Consider the following 23417-nt stretch of genomic DNA (forward strand, 5'->3'; position numbering starts at 1 on the left):
TTCAGTTTTCAAAGTTCGTCATTGTTTGTTTTGAAAATGGTGGGCCTAAGTGGACTCGAACCACCGACCTCACGCTTATCAGGCGTGCGCTCTAACCAGCTGAGCTATAGGCCCGTCAAAGCAAACAAAATATGGTGCACCCTGAGAGATTCGAACTCCCGACCCCTTGATTCGTAGTCAAGTACTCTATCCAGCTGAGCTAAGGGTGCGATATGGTGCGGTCGAGAGGACTTGAACCTCCACGATGTTGCCACCACTAGGCCCTCAACCTAGCGCGTCTACCGATTCCGCCACGACCGCAAATATGAAATTAAAAATGGTGTGTCATGCAGGATTCGAACCTGCGACCCTCTGATTAAAAGTCAGATGCTCTACCAACTGAGCTAATGACACATAAAAACTGGGCTGGAAGGGATCGAACCTTCGCGTGCTGGAATCAAAATCCAGTGCCTTACCACTTGGCTACAGCCCAAAAATGGCGGTCCTGACGGGATTCGAACCCGCGATCTCCTGCGTGACAGGCAGGCATGTTAACCGCTACACCACAGGACCGCAATTTGAAGTTGTAAACAACTCTTTAAAAAGAAATGGTGGAGGATGACGGGATCGAACCGCCGACCCCCTGCTTGTAAGGCAGGTGCTCTCCCAGCTGAGCTAATCCTCCATATGGTGACCCGTACGGGATTCGAACCCGTGTTACCGCCGTGAAAGGGCGGTGTCTTAACCGCTTGACCAACGGGCCATATCGTAATTAATAATTATTCTCAAGAAACATTTTCACATAAGAGGTCTGGCGGAGATGGAGGGATTCGAACCCTCGCACCAGTTTCCCGGCCTACACCCTTAGCAGGGGCGCCCCTTATAGCCACTTGGGTACATCTCCAAAAGAATGGCTCCGCAAGTAGGATTTGAACCTACGACCTACCGGTTAACAGCCGGTTGCTCTACCGCTGAGCTATTGCGGAACGTTACGTTCTGTTCGGAACACTTTTATATAGTAGCAACTTTTTTTCTTTCCGTCAATGCTTTTTTAAAAAAGTTTTTAGCGACGATAAGTTGTTTAGTTGCTGTCGTTTTGACGACTTCTATAATTTATCATGCTCCGAAATGAACGTCAACTACTTTTGTAAAAAATCTTTCCACGACATCGACCACATCGATATCTTTCCGTATTCATGCGTCTTTTCCTTCTATATAATGTGCTGCATTTCTCACATTCATAAAGATAGGATTTTTTTTCGTCTTCTTGTCTTCTGGGACTGTATCGAAGCCCACCATAGCGCTCTAACCATTCCTTGAAGTCTTGATCTTGATGACGGTGTCCCATTCCTGCTAGATGTAAATGATAGTGACACAGTTCATGAATCACGATTCCGCGGAAGACTTTCATGTCATCGATATATCGTTTATTGAAGTCTAAATGATGATCGCCTAAGAAGTAGCGACCACCTGTCGTCTTCAGTCGTGGATTAAAATAAGCTTCATGTCGAAACGGTAAGGAAAATACGTCGAGCGAAAGTTGCTCGACGTATCGTTGTAATTGTTCATTCGTCATTTCGGCGGAACCAGTGTCAAACCAATGCGTCCCCGCTCTGGTTCAACATTTGTCACCCATACCGTCACGATATCCCCGACAGCGACGACATCAAGTGGATGTTTGACACGCTTACGACTAAGCTTCGAGATATGAATCAAGCCATTCTCTTTCACTCCGATATCAACGAACGCACCAAAATCAAGAACATTCCGGACCGTCCCTTGGAACTCCATCCCGACTTGGATCATATCCATCGATAGAACATCTTGGCGAAGCAACGGTTTATCGAGCGCTTCCCGTGGATCACGACCCGGACGTTGTAACGCTTCGATGATATCACGTAGTGTCGGTTCTCCGATCTCGAGCGTCTGTGCCATCTCCGGTAATGACAATGTAGACAATTGTTCCCGCACCGCATCCGTTCCAACTTGATCAAGTGTTAAGCCTAATGTCTTGAACAACTTCTCGACTGTTTTGTACTGCTCTGGATGAATCGGCGTCCGGTCGAGCGGATGCGTACCTTCTAGAATTCGCAAGAATCCTGCAGCCTGCTCATATGCCTTTGCACCAAGACGAGGAACTTTTAATAATTCCTGACGCGTCTTGAACGTCCCAAGTCCCGAGCGACGTTCGACGATTTTTTTCGCTGTCGCCTTCGTGATTCCTGCGACATAACTCAAAAGCGGTTCTGAAGCTGTATTAACATCAACTCCGACTTGGTTGACGACCGTCTCGACGACGAAATCAAGTGTCTCCTTCAGTTTCGTTTGCGAGACATCATGTTGATATTGACCGACTCCGACAGACTGCGGGTCGACTTTGACGAGTTCAGCCAGTGGGTCCTGCAGGCGACGCGCAATCGAAATCGCGGATCGTTGTTCGACTTGAAGCTCTGGAAACTCCGTCCGGGCAATCTCTGAAGCAGAATAAATACTTGCCCCTGCCTCGTCGACGATCGTAAAGGCGATATCTTTTTGCCCCTGCATCCAGTCCGCAACGAATGCTTCTGTTTCCCGTGAAGCTGTACCATTGCCAATCGCAATCAACTCGATTCCATATGTATCGACGAGTTGCGAAAGAGTTTGACGTGCTTCTTTCGCTTTTTGTTCTGACATCGTCACGTAGATGACGCCGACTTCTTTCATTTCACCTGTCGGATCGATGACTGCCCACTTACATCCTGTCCGGTAAGCCGGATCCAGTCCCAACATGACTTTCCCTTTCATCGGTGGCTGCATGTAGAGTTGGCGGAGGTTCTTACCAAAGACGTCGATTGCTTGGAGCTCTGCCTTTTCCGTCAGTTCATTGCGAATTTCTCGTTCGATGGCAGGGAAGACGGATTTTTTATAGCCCGTCGTGATCGCCGCTTCGACGATATCGCGTTTCTTTGGCGCCAGTTGTGCGTATGAACGAAGCAATGTTGGTAAAACCTGCTGTTCCTCTAACACGACTTTCACAGAGACGATTTTCAATGCTTCCGCACGGTTAATCGCAAGAATCCGGTGCGGAACGATCTGTTGAATCCGTTCACTGTAGGCATAATACTGTGCAAAGACGCCTTTTTCATCGACTGCATCCTTTTTCTGTTTCGTAACGATTTCTGCTGAACGGCGCATTTGCTTACGAATGAACTCACGCACCGTCGCTTGTTCGCCCCACTCCTCGGCAATGATCGATTGTGCCCCGGTCAGCGCTTCTTCCGGATCCAGCCCATTGCTCAAGCGATGGAATGTCGCTTCATCATAAGCAGACTTGTCGCGGAACCAGTCGGCAAGTGGTGCAAGCCCTGCTTCCCGTGCGATTTCCGCTTTCGTCCGACGTTTTGGTCGAAATGGTAAGTAGATATCTTCGACTTGCTGTAACGTCGTCGCTTCTTCAAGTGTTCGACGAAGTTCCGGCGTCAATGCACCTTGTTCCTCAATCTTTTCAAGGACGTCGCTCCGCCTGCTTTCAAGTTGCGTTAATTGTTTATGTCGATCGAGAATCGCTTTGATCGCGACCTCATCGAGTTCACCTGTCTGTTCTTTTCGGTAGCGGGCGATGAACGGAATTGTACCGCCTTCTTCCGTCAATTGTAAGACTGCCTTCACTTGCGCAGGACGTACATTCAATTCACTTGCGATTCTCTTTTCCATCTGCTTCACCTCTCATTCATTATACCGAAGAACGCATGGAAAAGAAAAAAGACTGACACGAGGTCAGTCTTTTGAGAATACTTCATTTGGTTCAACTTTGATCGCTTCACGCAACTTCTGCAAAGCGCGTCGTTGAAGACGGGAAACGTGCATTTGTGAAATGCCGAGTAGTTCGCCCGTTTCTTTTTGACTCATATTGCGGTAGTAGGCACATTCGAGAATCGAACGCTCGCGGTCCGTTAAGACAGCAAATGCCTTTTCAAGAATCAGACGTTGATCGACGGAGTCGTATCCGTTTTCTTGATTCCCGACGAGGTCGAGTAACGTAACGGTACTACCTTCCTGATCTGCCTCAATCGAACTATCGACGGATAATGCTTGATAGCTTTTACCCATTTCAAGTGTTTCGAGAACTTCCTCTTCCGATACTTCAAGACGCGCAGCAATCTCATCGATACGCGGAGAGCGTTGCAACTCCGTCGTCAATTCTTCCACTGCTTTCTTGATTTTCGGTCCGAGTTCCTTGATGCGACGTGGAACATGGACGCTCCATGTCTTATCGCGGATGAAACGTTTGATTTCACCGATGATTGTCGGAACAGCAAACGACTCAAAACTGCGACCGAATTCCTTATCGAAGCGACGAAGCGCTGCAAGCAACCCAATCATGCCGACCTGAACAAGATCGTCATGAATCGGTCGACCACGCGAGAACTTTCGGGCCAAAGCTTCTACCAAGTCTGAATAACGCTCGAGTAATGCCGCATGCACTTCCTCATCTTGGTCGTCCTGCTGATACAAATCAATCAGTCGAAGTACTTCATCATCACTGTGATGGCGTTGTTGAGACTTTGCTGGCACTTTGACCCACCTCATCTCTATTCATATATTTTGTCATATGGACAGTGACGCCGTTCGCTTTCTCGATCGTTACTTGATCCATCAATGCTTCGATCATCAAGATACCGAGTCCTCCTTCATGCAAGGAATCGAGATCGTGTGCATCCGTAATCGGTTCACTTTGGCGTTTGACCTCATCTTTATCGAACGTAATGCCGTTATCCTTGACGACAATCTCAAGACGATCATCCGGATAGACGTTACATGTCAAGGCGATGCTACCATCTTCTTTTCCTTCGTACGCATGTTGAACAGCGTTCGCACAAGCTTCTGAGACAGCGATCTTGATATCTTCGATGTCATCATACGTGTATCCCATCCGGTTCGCGACGCCTGAAACCGTCAAACGGGCAATGGCTACATATTCCGGTTTTGCCGGTAATGTCATGTTTAGTTGTTCGTTCTTCATTGCGTTCCACCTCTTACACCACTATCGATTGTAATGATGCTTGAAAGACCTGTGATTTCGAATAGACGACGGATGCGTTCAGAAACACCGACGAGCGTGAACGATGTACCGTTCTTTTTCGCTGCTTTGAGTGCTCCGACGAACACGCCGAGACCTGTCGAATCCATGTAGTGGACTTCATCCAAATGGACGACGACATCGTTTGTCTCAACTGCCGGAACTAGTTCTTGGCGAAGCTTTGGTGCTGTATACGTATCAATCTCACCTGCGATATAAAGATGCGTCTGACCGTCAAGCTGCTCTGTTTTAATTGTTAAATCCATCTTCAAGTTCCTCCTCAAGGAAAATCTGTCTATGTGGTCTTGCTATTCATCCTACCTCATCCCTTTATAAAAAGGTCACTTGGGTATGTTTCCCCATAAAGAAAACTTTAAAACCTATTTTATAAAAAAAGAGGTCAAAAAAAGTCGCATACGCTAGTATCGACTCTTCTTGTGTTGCGCTTCTATGTAAGTGCCTAAAAATCAACCAAGCCTAAGCTGATTGCGACGGCACTATTTACCTTCATCATCGTGTCTGGATCTAGATGTGTGACTTTATCCGTTAGACGGCGTTTATCAATTGTCCGGATTTGCTCAAGTAAGATGACCGAATCACGTTCTAATCCGTGTCGCTCTCGATATACTTCCACATGGGTCGGTAGTTTGGCTTTGTCGATCTGTGCCGTGATCGCAGCCACGATGACTGTCGGGCTGAATCGGTTACCAATATCATTTTGTAGAACAAGCACGGGACGAACTCCCCCTTGTTCCGATCCGACCACAGGTGACAAATTTGCATAAAACACGTCGCCACGTTTGACTATCAAAGCTTACACCCCGCTTACTTGACGTAGGAGTGAGAACTCCGCCTCCGTTTCAATCTGGAACATTTCGCCAACGATCGATAAATTGATTGCTGCCATTTCTTCGTAACCACGCTTCAATTCCTCACGTAGCTGACGCTTGCGTTCTTCGGTCGTATGGTTCGACTTCATCCCAATCGTCTCCTTCGCTACATTTCGCTCAACAAACTGCATTTCCCGTTGTTGGACCAAGATAATGGCACCTCCAGATTCACTGAAACCTTAACGAACGACTCACTTTCTACTTCAATATATCAGTCGAATTCAGAAAATACAATCAAAATTCAAACAAATAACATATTTTTGCCATCTTATTGATGTCTTGTACGAATCATTGACGCGGAACACGCTTCGAGAATTGACAGAGAACTTCATAGTTGATCGTCCCGAGCCAATGGGCCGCTTCCTCGATCGGTGCCCCTTCTCCAATCAAGATGACTTCTGTTCCAATTGGATATTCCCGCGGTAAACGAATCATGAGCCGATCCATGCAGACACGACCGACGATTTCGCACGGTAGACCGTCTACGATCAACGAATAGCCTTGGAACTTGCGTGACCAGCCATCCGCGTAACCGATCGGAACGGTACCGATCCATTCATCCGTCGGCGCGGTATAGGTCGCTCCGTAACTAATCGTTTGACCCGGCTCGACTTGTTTGACCTGCATCAGACGACTTTTCAGTGAAAACGCTGGTTTTAGAAATTCATAGTGACCTGCCATCTCATCCGACGGCATCGCTCCATATAATGCAATACCGACTCGAACGACGTTAAACGGTGCTTGACCTGCTAAGCGAATCGCTGCCGCCGAATTGGCACAGTGGACGTAACGGATATCCGGTACTAGTGCGACATACGATAAAAACGTCTCGAGCTGGCGTTCGAACAACCGACTGTTCAGCTCATCAGCAGTCGCGAAATGCGTATAGATGCCTTCGAGTTCGACGAGATCATCATCGCACTCAGCAAGAATTCGCTTCAACTCATCAACATGTTGTAGTCCGAGTCGTCCCATTCCCGTATCGATCTTAATATGCAAGCGGAGATGATCGATTTCCGTCAAATGACATTTCGCTTCCTGAAGCCAATCAGCTGAAAAGACAGGAACGGCGACATCGTAATTCGAAGCGACTGGTGCATGTTCTGGTAGTAAGGCTTCAAGCATCAGAATCGGTGCTTGGATGCCCGCTTCGCGTAACTCAATCGCTTCTTCAAGGAGTGCGACAGCGAGTAAGTCGGCTCCGTTCTCAAGAGCGATCTCAGCGACTGTCACTGCCCCGTGACCATAGCCGTCCGCTTTGACGACCGCCATCACCTGTTGCTCGCCCATCCGTGTTTTGATTTCGCGTATATTATGTGCGATCGCTTCCCGATCGATTTCAATCCAAGTTGGTCGGTACATCCCATTCCCTCTTCTCTAATAAGACTTGCGCAGATGCATAATGTTCAGAATGTGTGATCGAGACGTGGATGACGCCATCGAATGGTCCACTCATGATCGGTCGCCCTGTCTCATCGTTTAAGACTTCAACGTCTTGCCAAGAGACTTCTTTTCCGACGCCAGTTCCGAATGCTTTGACGAACGCTTCCTTTGCGGCGAAACGTCCAGCGAGATACTCGATGCGACGATGTCCCGAGAGCGATTGAAATCGTTCCTGCTCTGCCTGGGTTAAGATTCTCCCAGCAAAACGTGGCTGTCGCTCGAGCGTTTGCTCGATTCGATTCAGTTCGACCAAATCGATTCCAATTCCATAAATCATCTGAGACGCCTCCACAGTTCTATTCTTCGCCATCTTCATATAGAATGAAGATGAAGCGAGGTGTTGTCATGTTTAGTCGAACGGAAAACCTACAAACGTTCACACGTTCTTATCCGGTCGTTTCGTTGTTCATTTTAATCCAAGTTGCCCTGTTTGTCATCGAACAGTTGGGCCCACTCCTTAATCTGACATTCTCTCCTCTAAATGCAGGGGCATCCATCAATCTCTTAATTGAACAAGGTGAATGGTGGCGTGTCGTCACAGCAACGTTCTTGCACTACGATTTTTGGCACATTGCGTTCAATACGTTTGCTCTCGTCATCTTCGCTCCACCGCTTGAGCGGATGATCGGTCATGGTCGATTTGCAGCCTTTTACTTGCTCGTTGGTACGCTCGCGAACATCTTGACGTACTTCACGAAAATCAACGAACCGTTTTATGGTCAAGCTGGAGCATCGGGTGCCATTCTTGGTTTGCTTGGTTTTTATGTCTACTTGAGTCGATTCAAGCGGACGGTCATCATGGCAGATGATACACGTCTTGTGTATATCTTTACTGCGGTCACGGCAGTCTTTACGTTGCTCGGATCGAACGTTGCTGTCTTTGGTCACTTGTACGGTTTCGTCCTCGGATTCCTCTTTGGATTCGTCTTTGGTAATCGTGCCGTCCCATTCACACGTCCGTTCCAAACCGGTCGTCGTTCGAGCGGTGGACCTGTCTTCGTAAGCGGTTCTGGTCAACTTGGTCGGATTTTCTTCTATATCATCATCGCGTTTGCCGTACTCGGATTATTCTTCCGTTACTTGTAAACCAGCATACAAAAAGGACTCCGCTACACGCGTGAGTCCTTTTTTTGCTTATTTGCGAAGTACTTCTGCTAAGTCCTTCACGTCGTCAATCAGATTATGGATTGTCTCCTGATTATCCGTATAGAGTGCTTTTAGTTCTTCAAAGCGCCCTTTTGGATCTTGTTTGACAGCAGACAATTGTGTTCCTGCACCGCCGAATGTCCGTTTCACTGCTGCGAACTGCGCTTGGCGCGTATCTTTATGCAGTAGTGATAAAGTAGCGCCGACGAGTGCGCCACCGAGTGTTGCTACGACAAAATAGTTCTTCTTCATCTGTTAGTCCCCCTGCATCTCACTCATTTGTTGGTGGTACGATTTGATACCGTTTCATGACGGGAGAAGGCGCGAACGACTTCCCTGCCTCTTCAGCATACTGGTCTACCGTAAGACGTTCAACTGATTTTGCATAACGAGCTCCGTCCCCTGTCTCTTGGAACTGAATCAATAAGGCAAGATCCGTTCCCTTCTCGACACGTCCAATCCGAAATGCCTGGAAGCCACCATATTCTGCTCCGATGACTTTCGGATTCGACATCACTTGATGTACGAATAGATCCCCGCTATTTTGATCTGCCGGAATCGACCAGTAGAAGAGACTGCCTTCGTCCGAAAAATTGCCACGTGATTCGAGCAACGTATAGGTATTGCCACTTTGAAAAGGTGATTTCGAGTCCGTCTCCATCCAGAGGATGGCATCGCCGCTTCCGCTAGCGACACGAATATGAGCATCACGGGAACGAATTTGTTCAACGAACGAACCGCTACCGAATGTAATCGAAAGTTTAGATGGCATCACAGGCCTCCGCAAGTTGAAAGTCTTTTTCCGTCAATCCGTTTTCATCATGAGTCGTCGCTGCAAGTGTGACGTTTTTATAGTCGATCACGATTCGTGGATGATGATTCAAGTTTTCAGCGATACTTCCGACTTCCTGTACGAAATCCAGTGCCGCAGGAAACGATGCAAGTGTATAAGTCCGGACGATTTCATCATCCACGACACTCCAATCCTGCAACCGCTCAAGACGCTCTTCCACTTCATACTCATTCAACCTAGCCATCCCTTTCTCCTCCTCTACTATCATTTTCGTCCTATACCTTATACCCCATTCTTTTACTTCTCTATACCTGTTTGTATCCGATTTCTTCCTTTTGCCTTCTGTGTGAGATAGAGTACAATGTGAAAGAGAACACTAATTCAAAATCGGAAAGGGGCTTACGCATATGCGCGCTCTGATTGTCATTGATTACACGATCGATTTCGTTGCTGACGAAGGAAAGCTGACTTGTGGAAAACCAGGACAAGCGATTGAAGATCGAATTGCTACGTTGATGGAGGAGTTTTCAACGGAAGACTACGTCGTCATCGCCAACGATATTCACGAAGAAGGCGATACATTCCACCCGGAAACCGTCCTCTTCCCGCCACATAATATCCGCGGAACACATGGACGTGATCTATTCGGGAAAGTCGCAGCCATGGCACGGGTCGCCGATCACGTTATCGACAAGACGCGTTATAGTGCGTTCGCCGGGACGGACCTTGATTTACGCTTGCGTGAACGCGGTATCCGCGAAGTCCACCTCGTCGGTGTCTGTACGGACATTTGTGTCCTTCATACAGCTGTCGATGCCTACAATCTCGGGTATCGTATCGTCGTCCATGCCGATGCGGTCGCAAGCTTTAACGCGACTGGTCACGAGTGGGCGCTTACACATTTTAAACAATCGATCGGCGCAGAAGTCGTCGGCGAATAAGAAGGGATCTGTCCGTCATGTTACAACGTAATCTTGCACTCCATACCGATCTGTACTTACCACGGTGGATGTATATCTATTGGAAAGAAGGACGTCATAATGAACGTGCCGTCTTTGATGTTTACTACCGTTCGAATCCGTTCGCAGGAGGCTATGTCGTCTTTGCGGGTCTCGAAAATATCATCGAGTATATTCAAACACTCCGTTTCACGGAAGAAGATATCACGTACTTGCAAGAGATGATTGGCTTCCCGGATGAGTTCAAGGATGAACTGCGTCAGTTCAAGTTCAATGGCTCGATCTCAAGTGTCAAAGAAGGCGAAATCGTCTTCCCGAACGAACCACTGATTCGGATCGAGGCACGCATCTTTGAAGCGAAGCTCTTACAGACCGCGATTCTGAACATCGCGAACCACGAATCGCTCATCGCGACGAAGTACGCACGTATTCGTCAATCGGCTCCCCGTGCGAAGTTCCTCGAAGCTGGTGCCCGTCGCGCGCAAGGCATCGATGCCGCTTACTTCGGAACGCGTGCTTCGTACCTGGCTGGTTTTGACGTCACAAGCCTTGCTTCAGCAGGACGCGACTTCGGCATTCCGTGTGGTGGAACGATGGAACATGCTGACATTCAATTCCACGATGACGAATTGACGGCATTCCGGACATTCGCTTCTCATTATCCGGATCAGGCGACATTACTCGTCGATACGTACGATACGCTCAAGAGTGGTCTTCCGAATGCGATCACGGTTGCGAAGGAGCTCCAAGCCAAAGGGCATAAACTGCGTGGCATCCGGATCGATTCTGGCGACTTATCTTACTTGTCAAAACGTGCCCGTAACATGCTTGACGAAGCTGGCTTCCCGGAAGTCGACATCGTCTTGTCAGGGGACCTCGATGAGTACGTCATTCAGGACTTACGCATCCAAGGTGCCCAAGCCAATACATTCCTCGTCGGAACACGTGGTATTACAGCTTACGAACAACCGGCTCTTGGGATGGTTTATAAACTGGTCGCGCGTGAAGTAGATGGCGAGCTCGCACCCGTCATCAAAGTATCCTCGTCAAAAGCCAAGACGACGACACCTCACATCAAAGAAGTCTATCGCATCATTGATCCGGTGACGGATAAGTTCAAAGGCGATTACGTGACGTTGATGGACGAAGATCCGTCGACACTTGAAGCTGTCGATCTCATCGACGTCCGGGACCCATCGTTCCGAAATCGCATCGAACAGTTCAAGGTCGAGCGGTTACTTGAACCAATCTTCAAAGATGGAGAACTGGTCTATACGGTCCCAACGATCGAAGAAAGTCGCCACTTCCACGAAACACAGATCGGTCGTCTTTGGGAAGAGTACAAACGGCTACGTTTACCAGAGATTTATGCTGTCACATTCAGCGATCGTCTCTGGAAGCTCAAACTCGACATGATTCGGGATACTCGACTGGCAAGTGGGTTAAAATAAGACGCCAAAAAGCGCCGTTCTTCCTCCATCGGGATGAACGGCGCTTTTTCTCATGTTAATCCTGCTTCGTTTCCGACAGGTGTCATTTCTGTTGGCGCTTGTTCCATCTTCTTACGAAAGTACCATGCGAAGCCAAGTGCACCTCCGATGAAGACGATATACGTGATGCGTTGACCGAATTCAGCTAAGGAATCCGCGTAGAAAATACTGATTAAATGATCACTTCCACTAATGAGTAGCAAACAGGCAATCAGGAGCGCAATGCGATATGCAAGCGTCGGGCGGTCTGTCGGTTCAGCATGCCAATACATGATGATATGGTGGGCAAGTAGAACGATACCCAGGATTCCTAATATTCCAATGAGTACTTGCGGCATAATGAACGATCCTCCTGTTTAGTAGTATCTAGTCTTATTTAAACATAGTTCATACGAATTTCGTCAGGAAAAGTTTCCCGTCTTACATTCCTCACGGTATACTGTAGGAAAATCGTAAGCGATCAAGGGAGGGCATTTTTTCATGAAAACCTTTAAGTTATGCACATTACGCATTTTAATGGATGAGTCAGGACGTGATACGACGATTCCCGTCGCCATTCAGGACGGATTAACGGTCAGTACCGAACAGACGGCACAGTGGGTTGCAGAAATCGTCGTTCCTCCAACGGATCAGCCGATCGTCGATGAATTGTTCACAAAACATTTACGTGCTTTGATTGAAATCACGATCTCACGACCTGATAATGACCCTGCCGCGATGATCGTCACGCCTCTCGAACGGACTGTCTTAAGCGAAAACGTCTCGTATGTCTTCACGGGTAAGATGGTCATGATGAAAAATGATTTATCTGAATCGATTTTACGCGAAGTCGTCGAAGATGGATTCGCTGGCGAAGAACTCGTTCAAGAGTATAAGGATCGTCGTTCGAAACGTGGCGCCCATATCACAAGCATCGCTAAAGAAACATTCAAGCAATATTTGACAGAGCATCCGAACGCACCCGTTTCTTAAGGTTTTTCGACCTCATCCGTGATGTGATCCGCTACGTTGATTCGGTCAATCGTATAGTGATCCGTATGCTGGATATAATTCGCACACGCGTTTTTCAAAGGTGTCCGGTAACTGAACGTCTCATCAATCGATGATAAGGCTGCCTTGATCGTATGCGAGTGACAGACGATTAGAATTCGTTTCCCCTCATACATGCGTGTCACTTCCTGTAGCGCCTCGAACACGCGGTCCTGGATGGCTTGTTCCGTTTCAAGACCTGGTACAAGTGTCGTATCGTTCGCTTGAACGGCTTCGTAAATCGCTGCGACCGGTTCACCGGAAGCGGCTCCGAATTCGCGTTCGACAAGTCGCTCGTCTGTCGCTGTGATCGTTAAACCAACAGCACGACCGATGATTTCCGCTGTCTCAACGGCACGCGACAAGGGACTTGCTAACAAGACATCCCACTCTTCATTCGATAGATAAGCGGCGCTGAGTTCCGCTTGTCTTCTTCCTGTTGCATTTAACGGAATATCTTCTCTTCCTTGAATCCGTTCGTTTAAGTTCCAATCCGTCTGACCATGCCGCACTAAACAAATTTCAGTCATGTCTCTGTCTCCCTCATTTAAGAAATATGACTGATTGTATCATGTTTTCCATTCGGAAGTTGTCGCGGTGCCAACAGTAGCACCTGACAGGTGAAACGTTCAATTCGTTCAAGCAATCGCTCAATCTTTAACGGATTTTCCGTCTGAGCGAAACTGGCAAGTGAGTGGGTGCCATTCGGAAAGGAGAACAAACGAACATCGGCTCCGACATCCGCTCCCTTCTCAACAAAATGCAAAGCTTGAGAAAACGGGACGATTGGATCTTTTTTACCGTGCAAGAGCATGATGGGCGGGGCATCCGACGATAAATGTGTGACGGGTGAGACGTGCGTCATCAGCTTGCGCCATTCTTCTCGTCCCCCCTTGTAGAACTTAATGTGGGCAATCCAAGTCTGAATGAAATTAAACAACAAAAAGTTCGTCGGTGGATATAAAGCGATCACACCACTGATCAATGGCATGTGGCGCTCATCACGCTCACCAACGAAAGCAGATGGGGCAAGTGCCGTCGTCAGCATGAGTGCAGCTCCGGCTGAGTCTCCCCACACCATCATCCGACCTCTTAAAATGCGAAGATCCTCCGCTTCCTTGTTCAAAAAACATAACGCATCCCGTACATCTTCGAGGTTATCCGGAAAATAACTGCCCTCTTCGAACAAACGATAATCAATACTACAGACGGCAACTCCGAGTTCAAGCAGACGGTCGACGATTGGACTAAAGCAGAATATGTCATCGCGCTCTCCACGAACAAATGCACCACCGTGTGCGTAGATGGCAACTGGAAACGGTCCCTCACCCGGTGGATAATAGAGATCGAGCTGTAAGATGCGGTCTCCCACCTGTTTGTAGGTAAGCGTCCGCGGTGCCAGTTGTTTTTCTGTGAGTGGCAAGGCGGGTTCGGTCCATCGAAGCAATGCACCATAATTGTTCCAGATACTCGCTCCCGCTGCTGCCGTCGTCAATAACGCAGCTCCCCCCATTAGCCATGCAGTTTCACGTTTCACTTGATCACCTCCAAAAGACGTACCAGTTTCTTCACTTTATTATCCTTTTACCCCGTTTTAAAAGATGTCGAACGTCTCGGTATTCCTACTTGACGCTTCATCAGCGTTCCGCTATAGTGAGAAAGTCCAAATCGGAATAGTTACGTTTTAATAATGGAGGTATCATATAATGAAAAAAATCATTCCTGCTTTAACGGTCGCCTTCGCGAGTGCAAGTGTCCTCGCTGCTTGCGGTTCAAATACCGATTCATCGACTTCAGATAAAACCCAGACAGAAGTCTATGCATCAACGTTCGCGACGGCTGCTATTGCCCGTGAAATCGGTGGGGATCAAGTCGACGTCAAGATGATCGTCCCACCTGGAGCAGACCCCCACTCTTACGAGCCAACGTCAAAACAACTCACTGAGATTGCCAAGGGCGACTTATTCCTCTTAACCGGTACGACGCTCGAGCCGTATTCGAAAAAAATCCAGGAGAGTCTAAAAGGCACGGATGTCCGCTTCGTCGAGACGAGTAAGGATGTCAACTTGCTAGAATCGGATGCTACACTTCATGCACATGAAGAAGAAGGGCATACAGAAGACGAACATGCCCACGAAGAAGAAGGGCATGATGATCATGCAACAGATGAACATGCGCATGAAGAAGAGGGGCATGACCACGGAAAATACGATCCACACGTCTGGCTCGACCCTGTCAACGCAAAAGCAATGGCACGCTCGATTACAACTGCTCTATCAAAAGAAGTACCAAAAGACAAAGCAACATTCGAGAAAAACTTAAAGGCGTTCGATCAACAAGCTGACGCACTCGATGAAGAGTTCAAACAAGCGGTCGCTGATGGTTCGAAAAAAGAGCTTCTCGTTACGCATGCCGCTTATGGTTACCTCGCAGAACGATATGGTTTCACACAACTGCCGATCGCGGGAATTTCTCCTTCTGATGAACCGTCACAAAAGCAACTGGCCGCTTTAGTGAAAGAAGCACGGATGCATGATTTGAAATACGTCGCGTTCGAAGAGACAGTCTCACCTAAGGTTGCACGTGTCATCCAAAAAGAAATCGGAGCTGAATCCGTGACGATTCATAATCTAGAGTCGGTCACGAAAGCGCAACAAAACAGTTCTTATTTCAAGTTGATGGAAGAAAACGTCCAAACATTGAAAAAGGCACTTCAGTAAAGTACAGTTGACACGCGTTACTCAATGCGGTACGGTAAGAAACGTGTTTTACAACAATTGAATGACTTCTTTTTATCGCGAGAAACGGAGGGACTGGCCCAATGATGTTTCGGCAGCGGACGATTTGATTCGTACTGTGCCAAATCCAGCAAGCGAAAGCTTGAGAGATAAGAAGAGCGTCTTTATTTCATAAAGACCTCCTTCTTTCTTGCGAAGGGGTCTTTTTTTGTATCTTTGAGAAACGAGGTGTCAACAATGAATGAAACGATCACGCCTAACAAATGGGCACTGCTTCCTCTCGTCGTATTCCTGGTTCTCTTCATCGGAGCCGGGATCTTCTATGACGACTTTTACAAATTTCCGATCCTTATCGCCGCACTGATCGCTTTGATTTTTGCTGCAATCACAACGAAAGGATCCATCAATCAAACGGTCGAACGAATCGCAACGGGTGCCGGAAATCCCGATATCATGATCATGGTCTTCATCTTCTTATTAGCCGGTACGTTTTCTGGAACGGCAGAAGCAATCGGTGCCATCGATGCAACCGTCAATGCTGCTTTGACGTTCCTACCTCCGTCATTACTGATGAGTGGTCTGTTCATCATCGCTGCCTTCATCTCGATGGCAATGGGAACATCGACTGGAACGATTGCTGCACTCGCGCCGATCGCCTTCGGTATTCATGAAGCGACAGGCATCAACGTTGCGATCGCAGCAGCGTCAGTCGTTGGTGGATCGATGTTCGGCGATAACCTGTCGTTCATCTCGGATACGACGATTGCTGCCGTCCGAACCCAAAAAACGAACATGCGCGATAAATTCCGGACGAACTTCATGATCGTCCTACCGGCTGCTATTTTGACGGTCATCCTGCTCGCATTCGTTTCCGGTTCTGGTGACGTCGTCGAAGCAAAAGCCTTTGAATTCTACAAGTTGATTCCATATCTCGCTGTCATCGTTCTTGCGATCTTCGGCGTCAATGTCATCCTTGTCTTAATTGGTGGTACGCTACTCACCGGCATCATCGGTATGATTGATGGTAGCTTCGGCTTAAGTGGATTCGTCCTCTCGATGTCTGAAGGCATGTTGGGCATGGCGGAGATCTCCATCTTGACGCTCCTCATGGGTGGTCTCGTCAGCTTGATTACGTTCAACGGTGGAATCGCCTTCTTAAAAGAGACGCTGACACGCAAGATTTCACAGCGTCGTAGTGCCGAGTTCAGTATGGCAGCACTCGTTAGCGCAACGAATCTCGCGACTGCAAACAATACGATCTCGATTCTCGTCGCTGGACCACTGGCAGCTGAAATTGCCGATACGTATGAAGTCGATCGAAAAAAATCGGCGAGTATCCTTGATATCTTCTCTTGTGGTATTCAAGGCATCATTCCGTATGGAGCACAACTATTGATCGCAGCAGAATTGACGAAAACGGCTTCACCGGAACTGATTCCGTATCTGTTCTATCCGTTCCTCCTCTTCGTCTGTGGATCAATTGCCATCTTCTTCGGCTTACCACGCATGAAGAAGACAGCGACGAAGCAAGAAAAAATTTCTTCGTAACCATAAAACAGGTCCAATCGCGTCGACGATTGGACCTGTTTTATTATTTATTCTGCTTCGCTTGTCGTTCTAAGATTAAGTAAGCGATTGCCGGAAGCGGGAACTGAACGAGTCCAGCGCCTCCCCACACCCATGGATTACGTCCTGACTTTCGCGCACTAAGAAACAGACCCACTGCCTGCGTTACTAACAAGGCGCCAATGCTAAGCCAAGTACATTTGGATAGCTTTTTATTCTTTTGAGCCATCTTTTCTCCCCCTCTTTTAACACACGATTAAATCTCACGATTCTTTTCTATTTTACCTTATTTCATTCCTACATGAGCATGGAAACGGACGTCTTCGTTCGTTCATGCTAAACTAAACGAGCAAATCTAAACTACGTTTTATGAGGAGGAGTAACACATGCAATACGCAAAACTTTCAAACGGTATTACGATTCCCCAAATCGGATTCGGTGTCTGGCAAGTAGATGAAGAGACAGAAGCACCTGCTGCTGTCGCTGAAGCATTACGTGTCGGCTATCGTCATATCGATACGGCTGCTGTCTACAAAAACGAGCGCGGTGTCGCAAAAGGAATCAAGGAAAGCGGCGTGAAACGTGAGGATCTCTTCTTAACGTCAAAAGTCTGGAACGATGATATTCGTGCCGGTCGGACGAAGGAAGCATTCGCAGAATCGCTCGAACGTCTCGAAACAGATTATCTTGACCTCTATCTTATCCACTGGCCGGTCGAAGGCTATATCGAAGCGTGGAAAGCAATGGTTGAACTGTATGAAGCAGGCAAGATCAAAGCGATCGGTGTCTCGAACTTCAAAGAACATCACCTCGATACATTGGCAGAAGAGGGCTTGATGGCACCAATGATCAACCAAGTCGAGTTGCATCCACAATTACCGCAACACGAACTGCACGAATACTTGCAAGATCACAACATTCAAGTCGAAGCATGGAGCCCACTCATGCAAGGGAAATTCCTCGAAATCAACGATTTCAAGGAAATCGCAGAGAAACACGGCAAGACACCTTCACAAGTCGTCTTACGTTGGCATCTCGACAACGGCATCGTCGCTCTTCCAAAATCCGTTACACCAGCACGCATTGCGGAAAACTTCGACGTCTTTGATTTCCAACTCGATGCTGATGATCTTGAGAAAATTGATCGTATCGCAACGGATGTCCGCCTCGGACCGGATCCGGACGAAATCGATTTTTAATCTGGCGATTCACATAAAAGATGAGGCTGACTCAAAAGTCCGTTTCCACAAAGAGAAGGGTGGCAGAACGATGATCTGCCACCCTATCTCGTAACAAAAAGAATGACGCGTTTCACGCAACTCTTACAGGAAAAGTGCCTCTTTGCGCTGTCAGAGACAAACAAGACCCGCTTTCCTGCTTGAATAAAGCAGGAAAACTGGCTTGTGTCTCGCCTGAGGAAAGGGCGTGAAAAGACGCGTCATTCTTTTTTGAGTCAGCCTCTTGATTCATCTGAACGACGAGAGACCCGTTTCCAGTCTACGACTTGGAAGCGGGTCTCTTTTTTTATGATTGAAGCTGATCAGACATAATAAATTAAAATCGTATCTTCCGCTTCTTCTGCCTTTTGAAAATAGGCGCGTAAATCGGCGAATTGTTCCCAGATATCCTCGAATTCGCCTGGTGTTCCGGCTTCATCATGAATCGAAGCGAGTGCCCGTTGATCAAAATTCCGCATCACCTCAGCCGAGATGATGAGGAGTGGCAAGGGAAGAATACCGACAATCGCCGCTTTATCTTCGTTGACAATCAACTCTTCACCAACGATTGCTCGTCCCAGGTTGTAATGTGTGTCTTGATCAATATAGATATCGATTTGATTCATCAAATGATAGATGGCGTTCGTCTGTTCGAGAGCGAACAATTGTTCATGATCGGGTTGTGTCTCATGGATGAATAAAATCCAGTCCATGATGATGTGGGGATCGTTTCCGAACGACTCCCAGACCGCATCCGTGACGCGGACGAAATGTACGTTTTCCATTCTCCCCCTCCCTTCTGTACTCTGTATTCCCTTTTTAAATTCGTTCTATACAAAAAAAGAGCCAGATTTCTCTGACTCCCTCTTCCTTAAATCGCTTTTTCGTCTTTTTCTGATTCTTGCCATGCTTCAAGCGTATCTTTCCCTGGCAAGTTCGGAATCGAGTCCGCATAGAATCGTGGCTCTTTTCCAGCTTTTCGTTGCACGACATAATCTTCGAGCGCTAGTTTCGCGATTTTCGAGAGACGGAAGATCGCATACAAGTTAACGATCGCCATCAGTCCCATGAAGATATCTGCCAACGCCCACACGAGGTTCGCCGATTCAACGAGTGAACCGAAGACGATCATGACGAGAACGAGTACACGATACGCCATCAAGACTTGTTTATTTTCACGGATGAAGTTGATATTCGATTCACCGTAGTAGTAGTTTCCGACGACAGAACTAAAAGCAAAGAGGAAAATCGCGACGACCATGAATCCTGTCGCGAGTGATCCCACTTGTGATGCGAGCGCACCTTGCGCTAAGTCGATCCCAGCTACCGGTTGACCACTAGCATCCTTTGTTGCCACTCCACTGACGAGAACGATCATCGCTGTCGCCGAACAGACCATCAACGTATCAACGAAGACCGCAAACGATTGAATCAACCCTTGTTTGACCGGGTGAGAGACTTCCGCTGTTGCCGCCGCGTTCGGCGCTGAACCCATACCGGCTTCGTTCGAGAACAAACCACGACGAATCCCGTTCAAAAGTGCTGCACCTACTGCACCACCTGCGAGTGTCTTGAATTCGAATAGACCTTCTTGGAAGATCAATTTAAAAATACTTGGCAGTACTTCAAGATTCGTCGCCATGATGTAGAGTGCGATCAGAATATAACCACCGGCCATGATTGGTACGAGGAACGACGCGACGGTTGCGATACTACGGACGCCACCAAAGATGACGAGTGCCGTCAGCACGACTAGTCCGACCGTAATCCATGTCTTATCAAAGCCGTATTGATTTTGAAGTGAAAGCGAGATCGTATTCGATTGAACGGAATTGAAGACAAATCCGAATGAGATCGTAATCAAGATACTAAATAAAATCCCTAACCAACGTTGACCGAGTGCTTTCTCCATATAATAGGCAGGACCCCCACGCCATGCCTTATCGTCCCGTACCTTGTAGATCTGCGCGAGTGTACTCTCGACGAATGCCGATGCCGAACCGATCAAGGCGATCAACCACATCCAGAAGACCGCTCCTGGTCCACCGAGTGCGATCGCTGTCGCGACACCCGCGATATTACCAGTACCGACACGTGCTGCCGTACTAATCGCGAATGCTTGGAATGGCGACACGCCGTCTTTCCCTTTATCCGTTCCTTGGAACAGTAAGCGTAACATCTCCGGTATCATCCGGAATTGAACGAACCGCATCCGGAATGTAAAATAAATGCCTAATCCGATGAGTAAGATGATCAGTACGTTTGTCCATAACATATCACTGATTCTACTGACTACATCCATTACCTGCTTCTCCATCCGATTCCCTCCACTTCCACCACATAGTTTCTCTTTTTAGATGTAAACTTTTTTCACATGTGAATTATCATACGCAATTTTTTTTGAAAAATCAAACTCATCTATACCTCAGACAACAAAAAACGTGTCAAACCTCACATCAGATGTCAGGTTTGACACGTTCATTTAAACAGGTTTTTAGATTAGATGAACAGATTCAGATTGGCACCATCCGTTGCACCAAGGTAACTGGCGACGCCACCATAATCGATATCATCCAGTAATTCCTCTTTCTTGATGCCCATGATATCCATCGACATCATGCAGGCGATCATTCGGACACCAGCAGCTTGTGCTTTTGCCATCATCGTCTCGAGTGCATCGACTTGTTTGTCCTTCATGACTTTTTTCATCATTTTTTGACCGGCGCCTGCCATGTTCATGTTCGAGAGCGGCAGCTCCCCGGCATGTTTCGGCATCATCATGCCCATCATCCGTTCGATTCCTGCTTTCTCGACTGCCGGTGCGTCTGGTTTTCGAATGATATTCAAGCCCCAGAACGTAAAGAACATCGTCACTTGTTTTCCCATCGCTTGTGCACCTTGTGCGATGACGAAAGAAGCGAGTGCTTTATCAAGATCACCACTGAAGACGACCATCGTCGCATCATCTGCCGGATTGACTTGAACCGGCGCTGCAGCTGGTGTCTCCCCTTGCCCTTTTTCAAGCAAGACCTCGACGACCCCTTGATTCATTTCCGCTGAATGGACCGTGTGACCTAGTTTTTTCGCCCATGCTTGAACGTCTGGCAAGAATCCTGGGTCTGACGCCTTGACGAAAATTTGCTCGCCGTCCGTCATCTGATCGATTTTTGTTTTCAGCTCTAAGATTGGACCTGGGCACTGTAAGCCGCATGTATCGAGCAGCGCCACTTGTTCTAGTGCAGTCTTCGTTGTTGGCTCACGTTTCGTTACCGTCACAGCAGTCTCCTCCTTCGCTTGGCTTCGTGCTTCTTGATCACGATGCACGACCGACCATGTTTTGTATCCGCCGCTTAAGTTTTTCACATCATAACCGTGTTGTTGCAACAGTTGACTCGCAACATATCCACGTAATCCGACTTGGCATGTCACATAGATCGTTTGATCCTTCGGCAGATCAGTCAACTTCTCACGTAACGTCGGTAACGAGATATTGACCGATCCCGGAATCGCGCCTAACTCGTTTTCCGATGGTTCACGGACATCGAGTAATAAGCCACCGTTGGCGACAATCGCATCGATTTCGTGCCAATGAACGTTCGCACTGTCACCAAGCACGATGTTCGACGCAATATATCCTGCCATGTTGACCGGATCTTTTGCTGAACTATATGGCGGTGCATATGACAGTTCAAGATCTGGTAGATCAAGCACTGTCAATCCACCTTTAATCGCTGTCGCGAGAACATCGATTCGTTTCTCGACACCCGTCATACCGATTGCCTGTGCTCCGTAGATCGTTCCTTCGATTGGATCAAACAGTAGCTTCATCGAAATCGGACTCGCCCCTGGGTAGTATCCCGCATGCGATCCCGGGTGGAGATGCACGGCTTCGTAACGAAGACCGAGCTGACGTAACCGTTTTTCATTGTTACCGGTCGAAGCGACCGTCAAGTCGAAGACTTTTGCGACCGCTGTTCCGAGCGTACCGCTGTACCGGACGTCACGTCCGGCGATGATGTCAGCAACGAGGCGTCCTTGACGGTTTGCCGGCCACGCGAGTGGAACATGTGTCGCTTCCTTCGTGATATAGTCTTTGACTTCGATCGCGTCACCAATCGCGAAGATGGATGGATCGGATGTCCGCAGTTGATCGTCGACTTGAATCGTCTGTTTGATGCCAAGTGTTAAACCAGCATCTGCTGCGAGCGTGCTCTCCGGTGCGACACCAATTGATAAGATATTCATCTCGGTTTCGATCACGCGTCCGCTTGTCAGGACGACGCGGCGACCTGCCTCTTCAAAACGAGCGACGCCATCTTCTAGAATCAACTCGATGCCTTTCGCACGAAGATGTTCATGAACGATTGCGGCCATTTCCGGGTCGACCGGAGCCATGACTTGATCCGCCATCTCGACGAGGGTGACGTGCGCCCCACGTTCGACGAGGTTTTCTGCCATTTCGAGACCGATGAATCCTCCACCGATGACGACTGCCCGCTCTGGACGCGTCGTATCGACGTATTCCCGCATCCGGTCCGTATCTGGGATGTTCCGTAACGTAAAGACGTTTGTTGCGTCATCGAGTCCTGGAATGTTCGGACGAATCGGTTTTGCACCTGGAGAAAGAATCAGATGATCGTACGATTCATCGTATTCTTCACCCGTTTCAACATTGCGGATCGTGACCGTCTTCGCTTCACGGTTAATCCGAATCGCTTCCGACAAATTGCGGACATCTAAATTAAACCGTGCATGCATGCCTTCTGGCGTTTGGACGAGTAATTTATTACGATCTTTGATGACATCTCCGATATAGTACGGCAGTCCACAATTCGCGAACGAAATCTCTTTTCCCCGTTCAAGCAAAATGATTTCTGCCGTTTCGTCAATCCGACGCAGTCGTGCTGCTGCCGTAGCGCCACCAGCGACGCCGCCTACGATGATCGTTTTCATCTGATGATTCCTCCTCGATTTTCTATCTGCCACTTAATATACCCTGTTAGGTATGTATTTTCAAGTCAGTTGCTCGCAGATTCACAAACATGACATATCTCTACTCTTTTGTATTTTCTTCCTATCTTAACGGACATTAGTTGCAATTCCTTCTG

General features: G+C 47.9%; 26 protein-coding genes, 10 tRNA genes and 1 riboswitch. Of the genes, 7 read left to right on the top strand and 29 right to left on the bottom strand.

Annotated elements, in window-relative coordinates:
• Positions 1-37 precede the first annotated feature (37 nt).
• The 19 genes from B3G15_RS06845 to acpS all read right to left on the bottom strand — a co-directional run bounded on the left by B3G15_RS06845 (position 38) and on the right by acpS (position 7648).
• A tRNA-Ile gene (locus B3G15_RS06845) sits at positions 38-114 on the bottom strand.
• A gap of 18 nt (positions 115-132) precedes the next feature.
• Positions 133-209: transfer RNA gene (locus B3G15_RS06850), tRNA-Arg, on the bottom strand.
• A gap of 4 nt (positions 210-213) precedes the next feature.
• Positions 214-300: transfer RNA gene (locus B3G15_RS06855), tRNA-Leu, on the bottom strand.
• Positions 301-317: 17 nt separating this feature from the next.
• Positions 318-393 (bottom strand) — tRNA-Lys (locus B3G15_RS06860).
• Positions 394-400: 7 nt separating this feature from the next.
• Positions 401-472: transfer RNA gene (locus tag B3G15_RS06865), tRNA-Gln, on the bottom strand.
• A gap of 4 nt (positions 473-476) precedes the next feature.
• Positions 477-552: transfer RNA gene (locus B3G15_RS06870), tRNA-Asp, on the bottom strand.
• 36 nt (positions 553-588) lie between these two features.
• Positions 589-664: transfer RNA gene (locus B3G15_RS06875), tRNA-Val, on the bottom strand.
• A gap of 3 nt (positions 665-667) precedes the next feature.
• Positions 668-742 (bottom strand) — tRNA-Glu (locus tag B3G15_RS06880).
• A gap of 49 nt (positions 743-791) precedes the next feature.
• Positions 792-883 (bottom strand) — tRNA-Ser (locus B3G15_RS06885).
• Positions 884-890: 7 nt separating this feature from the next.
• Positions 891-965: transfer RNA gene (locus B3G15_RS06890), tRNA-Asn, on the bottom strand.
• Between the two features lie 149 nt (positions 966-1114).
• A complete protein-coding gene (locus B3G15_RS06895) occupies positions 1115-1555 on the bottom strand; it encodes a SprT family protein (RefSeq protein WP_195865960.1) in 441 nt (146 codons plus the stop codon).
• Positions 1552-3672: a Tex family protein gene (locus B3G15_RS06900; RefSeq protein ID WP_290719357.1), complete on the bottom strand. Its 2121-nt coding sequence runs from the start codon at positions 3670-3672 to the stop codon at positions 1552-1554. Before B3G15_RS06900 ends, B3G15_RS06895 begins: the two co-directional genes overlap by 4 nt.
• Positions 3673-3735: 63 nt before the next feature.
• On the bottom strand, positions 3736-4533 hold the full coding sequence (sigB, locus tag B3G15_RS06905; protein ID WP_023469620.1) for an RNA polymerase sigma factor SigB: 798 nt from the start codon (positions 4531-4533) through the stop codon (positions 3736-3738).
• A complete protein-coding gene (gene rsbW / locus B3G15_RS06910) occupies positions 4499-4981 on the bottom strand; it encodes an anti-sigma B factor RsbW (RefSeq protein ID WP_023469621.1) in 483 nt (160 codons plus the stop codon). Before rsbW ends, sigB begins: the two co-directional genes overlap by 35 nt.
• A complete protein-coding gene (locus B3G15_RS06915; RefSeq protein WP_023469622.1) occupies positions 4978-5304 on the bottom strand; it encodes an STAS domain-containing protein in 327 nt (108 codons plus the stop codon). The genes rsbW and B3G15_RS06915 overlap by 4 nt, the downstream gene beginning before the upstream one ends.
• Positions 5305-5498: 194 nt before the next feature.
• On the bottom strand, positions 5499-5849 hold the full coding sequence (locus B3G15_RS06920; RefSeq protein ID WP_023469623.1) for a type II toxin-antitoxin system PemK/MazF family toxin: 351 nt from the start codon (positions 5847-5849) through the stop codon (positions 5499-5501).
• Between the two features lie 3 nt (positions 5850-5852).
• On the bottom strand, positions 5853-6077 hold the full coding sequence (locus B3G15_RS06925; RefSeq protein ID WP_023469624.1) for a hypothetical protein: 225 nt from the start codon (positions 6075-6077) through the stop codon (positions 5853-5855).
• A gap of 139 nt (positions 6078-6216) precedes the next feature.
• Positions 6217-7290, bottom strand: a complete 1074-nt coding sequence (gene alr, locus B3G15_RS06930; protein WP_290719367.1) for an alanine racemase — start codon at positions 7288-7290, stop codon at positions 6217-6219.
• Positions 7268-7648 carry a holo-ACP synthase gene (acpS, locus tag B3G15_RS06935; RefSeq protein WP_050679019.1) on the bottom strand — a complete coding sequence of 127 codons (381 nt, stop codon included), beginning with the start codon at positions 7646-7648 and terminating at the stop codon, positions 7268-7270. The genes alr and acpS overlap by 23 nt, the downstream gene beginning before the upstream one ends.
• 68 nt (positions 7649-7716) lie before the next feature.
• On the opposite strand from acpS, the gene B3G15_RS06940 reads away from it, so the two are divergent.
• On the top strand, positions 7717-8457 hold the full coding sequence (locus B3G15_RS06940; protein ID WP_149427976.1) for a rhomboid family intramembrane serine protease: 741 nt from the start codon (positions 7717-7719) through the stop codon (positions 8455-8457).
• Between the two features lie 48 nt (positions 8458-8505).
• On the opposite strand, the gene B3G15_RS06945 is transcribed toward B3G15_RS06940, so the two are convergent.
• Genes B3G15_RS06945 through B3G15_RS06955 form a run of 3 tightly spaced genes read right to left on the bottom strand, consistent with a single transcriptional unit; the run spans position 8506 to position 9554 of the window.
• Positions 8506-8769 carry a hypothetical protein gene (locus B3G15_RS06945; RefSeq protein WP_290719371.1) on the bottom strand — a complete coding sequence of 88 codons (264 nt, stop codon included), beginning with the start codon at positions 8767-8769 and terminating at the stop codon, positions 8506-8508.
• A gap of 19 nt (positions 8770-8788) precedes the next feature.
• Positions 8789-9289, bottom strand: a complete 501-nt coding sequence (locus B3G15_RS06950; RefSeq protein WP_023469629.1) for a hypothetical protein — start codon at positions 9287-9289, stop codon at positions 8789-8791.
• Positions 9279-9554 carry a 4a-hydroxytetrahydrobiopterin dehydratase gene (locus B3G15_RS06955; protein WP_023469630.1) on the bottom strand — a complete coding sequence of 92 codons (276 nt, stop codon included), beginning with the start codon at positions 9552-9554 and terminating at the stop codon, positions 9279-9281. Before B3G15_RS06955 ends, B3G15_RS06950 begins: the two co-directional genes overlap by 11 nt.
• A 163-nt stretch (positions 9555-9717) precedes the next feature.
• Between B3G15_RS06955 and B3G15_RS06960 the strand changes: the two genes are divergently transcribed.
• Both B3G15_RS06960 and B3G15_RS06965 read left to right on the top strand, forming a co-directional pair.
• Positions 9718-10251: a cysteine hydrolase family protein gene (locus B3G15_RS06960; protein ID WP_064300647.1), complete on the top strand. Its 534-nt coding sequence runs from the start codon at positions 9718-9720 to the stop codon at positions 10249-10251.
• A gap of 17 nt (positions 10252-10268) precedes the next feature.
• A complete protein-coding gene (locus B3G15_RS06965; protein ID WP_029342847.1) occupies positions 10269-11720 on the top strand; it encodes a nicotinate phosphoribosyltransferase in 1452 nt (483 codons plus the stop codon).
• Between the two features lie 50 nt (positions 11721-11770).
• Here B3G15_RS06965 and B3G15_RS06970 read toward each other — a convergent pair whose 3' ends face one another.
• A complete protein-coding gene (locus tag B3G15_RS06970) occupies positions 11771-12097 on the bottom strand; it encodes a hypothetical protein (protein ID WP_029342848.1) in 327 nt (108 codons plus the stop codon).
• 142 nt (positions 12098-12239) lie between these two features.
• Between B3G15_RS06970 and B3G15_RS06975 the strand changes: the two genes are divergently transcribed.
• Complete coding sequence (locus B3G15_RS06975) at positions 12240-12731, top strand: YwpF family protein (protein WP_050678476.1); 492 nt, start codon at positions 12240-12242, stop codon at positions 12729-12731.
• On the opposite strand, the gene B3G15_RS06980 is transcribed toward B3G15_RS06975, so the two are convergent.
• Together B3G15_RS06980 and B3G15_RS06985 are read right to left on the bottom strand one after the other, a co-directional pair.
• The gene (locus tag B3G15_RS06980) at positions 12728-13318 is read right to left on the bottom strand and encodes a histidine phosphatase family protein (protein ID WP_064300648.1); all 591 of its coding nucleotides are present in this window, start codon (positions 13316-13318) and stop codon (positions 12728-12730) included. The genes B3G15_RS06975 and B3G15_RS06980 overlap by 4 nt on opposite strands.
• A 17-nt stretch (positions 13319-13335) precedes the next feature.
• The gene (locus tag B3G15_RS06985; RefSeq protein WP_290719378.1) at positions 13336-14325 is read right to left on the bottom strand and encodes an alpha/beta hydrolase; all 990 of its coding nucleotides are present in this window, start codon (positions 14323-14325) and stop codon (positions 13336-13338) included.
• 169 nt (positions 14326-14494) lie between these two features.
• Here B3G15_RS06985 and B3G15_RS06990 point away from each other — a divergent pair, with 169 nt between their 5' ends.
• A complete protein-coding gene (locus B3G15_RS06990) occupies positions 14495-15508 on the top strand; it encodes a metal ABC transporter solute-binding protein, Zn/Mn family (protein ID WP_290719380.1) in 1014 nt (337 codons plus the stop codon).
• 69 nt (positions 15509-15577) lie between these two features.
• Positions 15578-15682, top strand: a riboswitch (SAM riboswitch).
• Positions 15683-15763: 81 nt separating this feature from the next.
• A complete protein-coding gene (locus B3G15_RS06995) occupies positions 15764-17074 on the top strand; it encodes a Na+/H+ antiporter NhaC family protein (RefSeq protein WP_290719382.1) in 1311 nt (436 codons plus the stop codon).
• A gap of 43 nt (positions 17075-17117) precedes the next feature.
• On the opposite strand, the gene B3G15_RS07000 is transcribed toward B3G15_RS06995, so the two are convergent.
• Complete coding sequence (locus tag B3G15_RS07000; RefSeq protein WP_149427980.1) at positions 17118-17321, bottom strand: hypothetical protein; 204 nt, start codon at positions 17319-17321, stop codon at positions 17118-17120.
• Positions 17322-17478: 157 nt separating this feature from the next.
• Here B3G15_RS07000 and B3G15_RS07005 point away from each other — a divergent pair, with 157 nt between their 5' ends.
• Complete coding sequence (locus tag B3G15_RS07005; protein WP_029342855.1) at positions 17479-18291, top strand: aldo/keto reductase; 813 nt, start codon at positions 17479-17481, stop codon at positions 18289-18291.
• Between the two features lie 341 nt (positions 18292-18632).
• Here B3G15_RS07005 and B3G15_RS07010 read toward each other — a convergent pair whose 3' ends face one another.
• The 3 genes from B3G15_RS07010 to B3G15_RS07020 all read right to left on the bottom strand — a co-directional run bounded on the left by B3G15_RS07010 (position 18633) and on the right by B3G15_RS07020 (position 23262).
• Entirely contained in the window at positions 18633-19094 is a 462-nt protein-coding gene (locus B3G15_RS07010) for a hypothetical protein (RefSeq protein ID WP_290719385.1), read from the bottom strand.
• A gap of 86 nt (positions 19095-19180) precedes the next feature.
• Positions 19181-20626, bottom strand: coding sequence for an alanine/glycine:cation symporter family protein (locus B3G15_RS07015; protein WP_290719387.1), 1446 nt, complete (start codon positions 20624-20626; stop codon positions 19181-19183).
• 182 nt (positions 20627-20808) lie between these two features.
• A complete protein-coding gene (locus tag B3G15_RS07020; protein ID WP_290719389.1) occupies positions 20809-23262 on the bottom strand; it encodes a CoA-disulfide reductase in 2454 nt (817 codons plus the stop codon).
• Positions 23263-23417 lie beyond the last annotated feature (155 nt).

The sequence above is a fragment of the Exiguobacterium sp. UBA1053 genome (assembly GCF_002316465.1).
GTDB classification, from domain to species: Bacteria; Bacillota; Bacilli; order Exiguobacteriales; family Exiguobacteriaceae; genus Exiguobacterium_A; species Exiguobacterium_A abrahamii.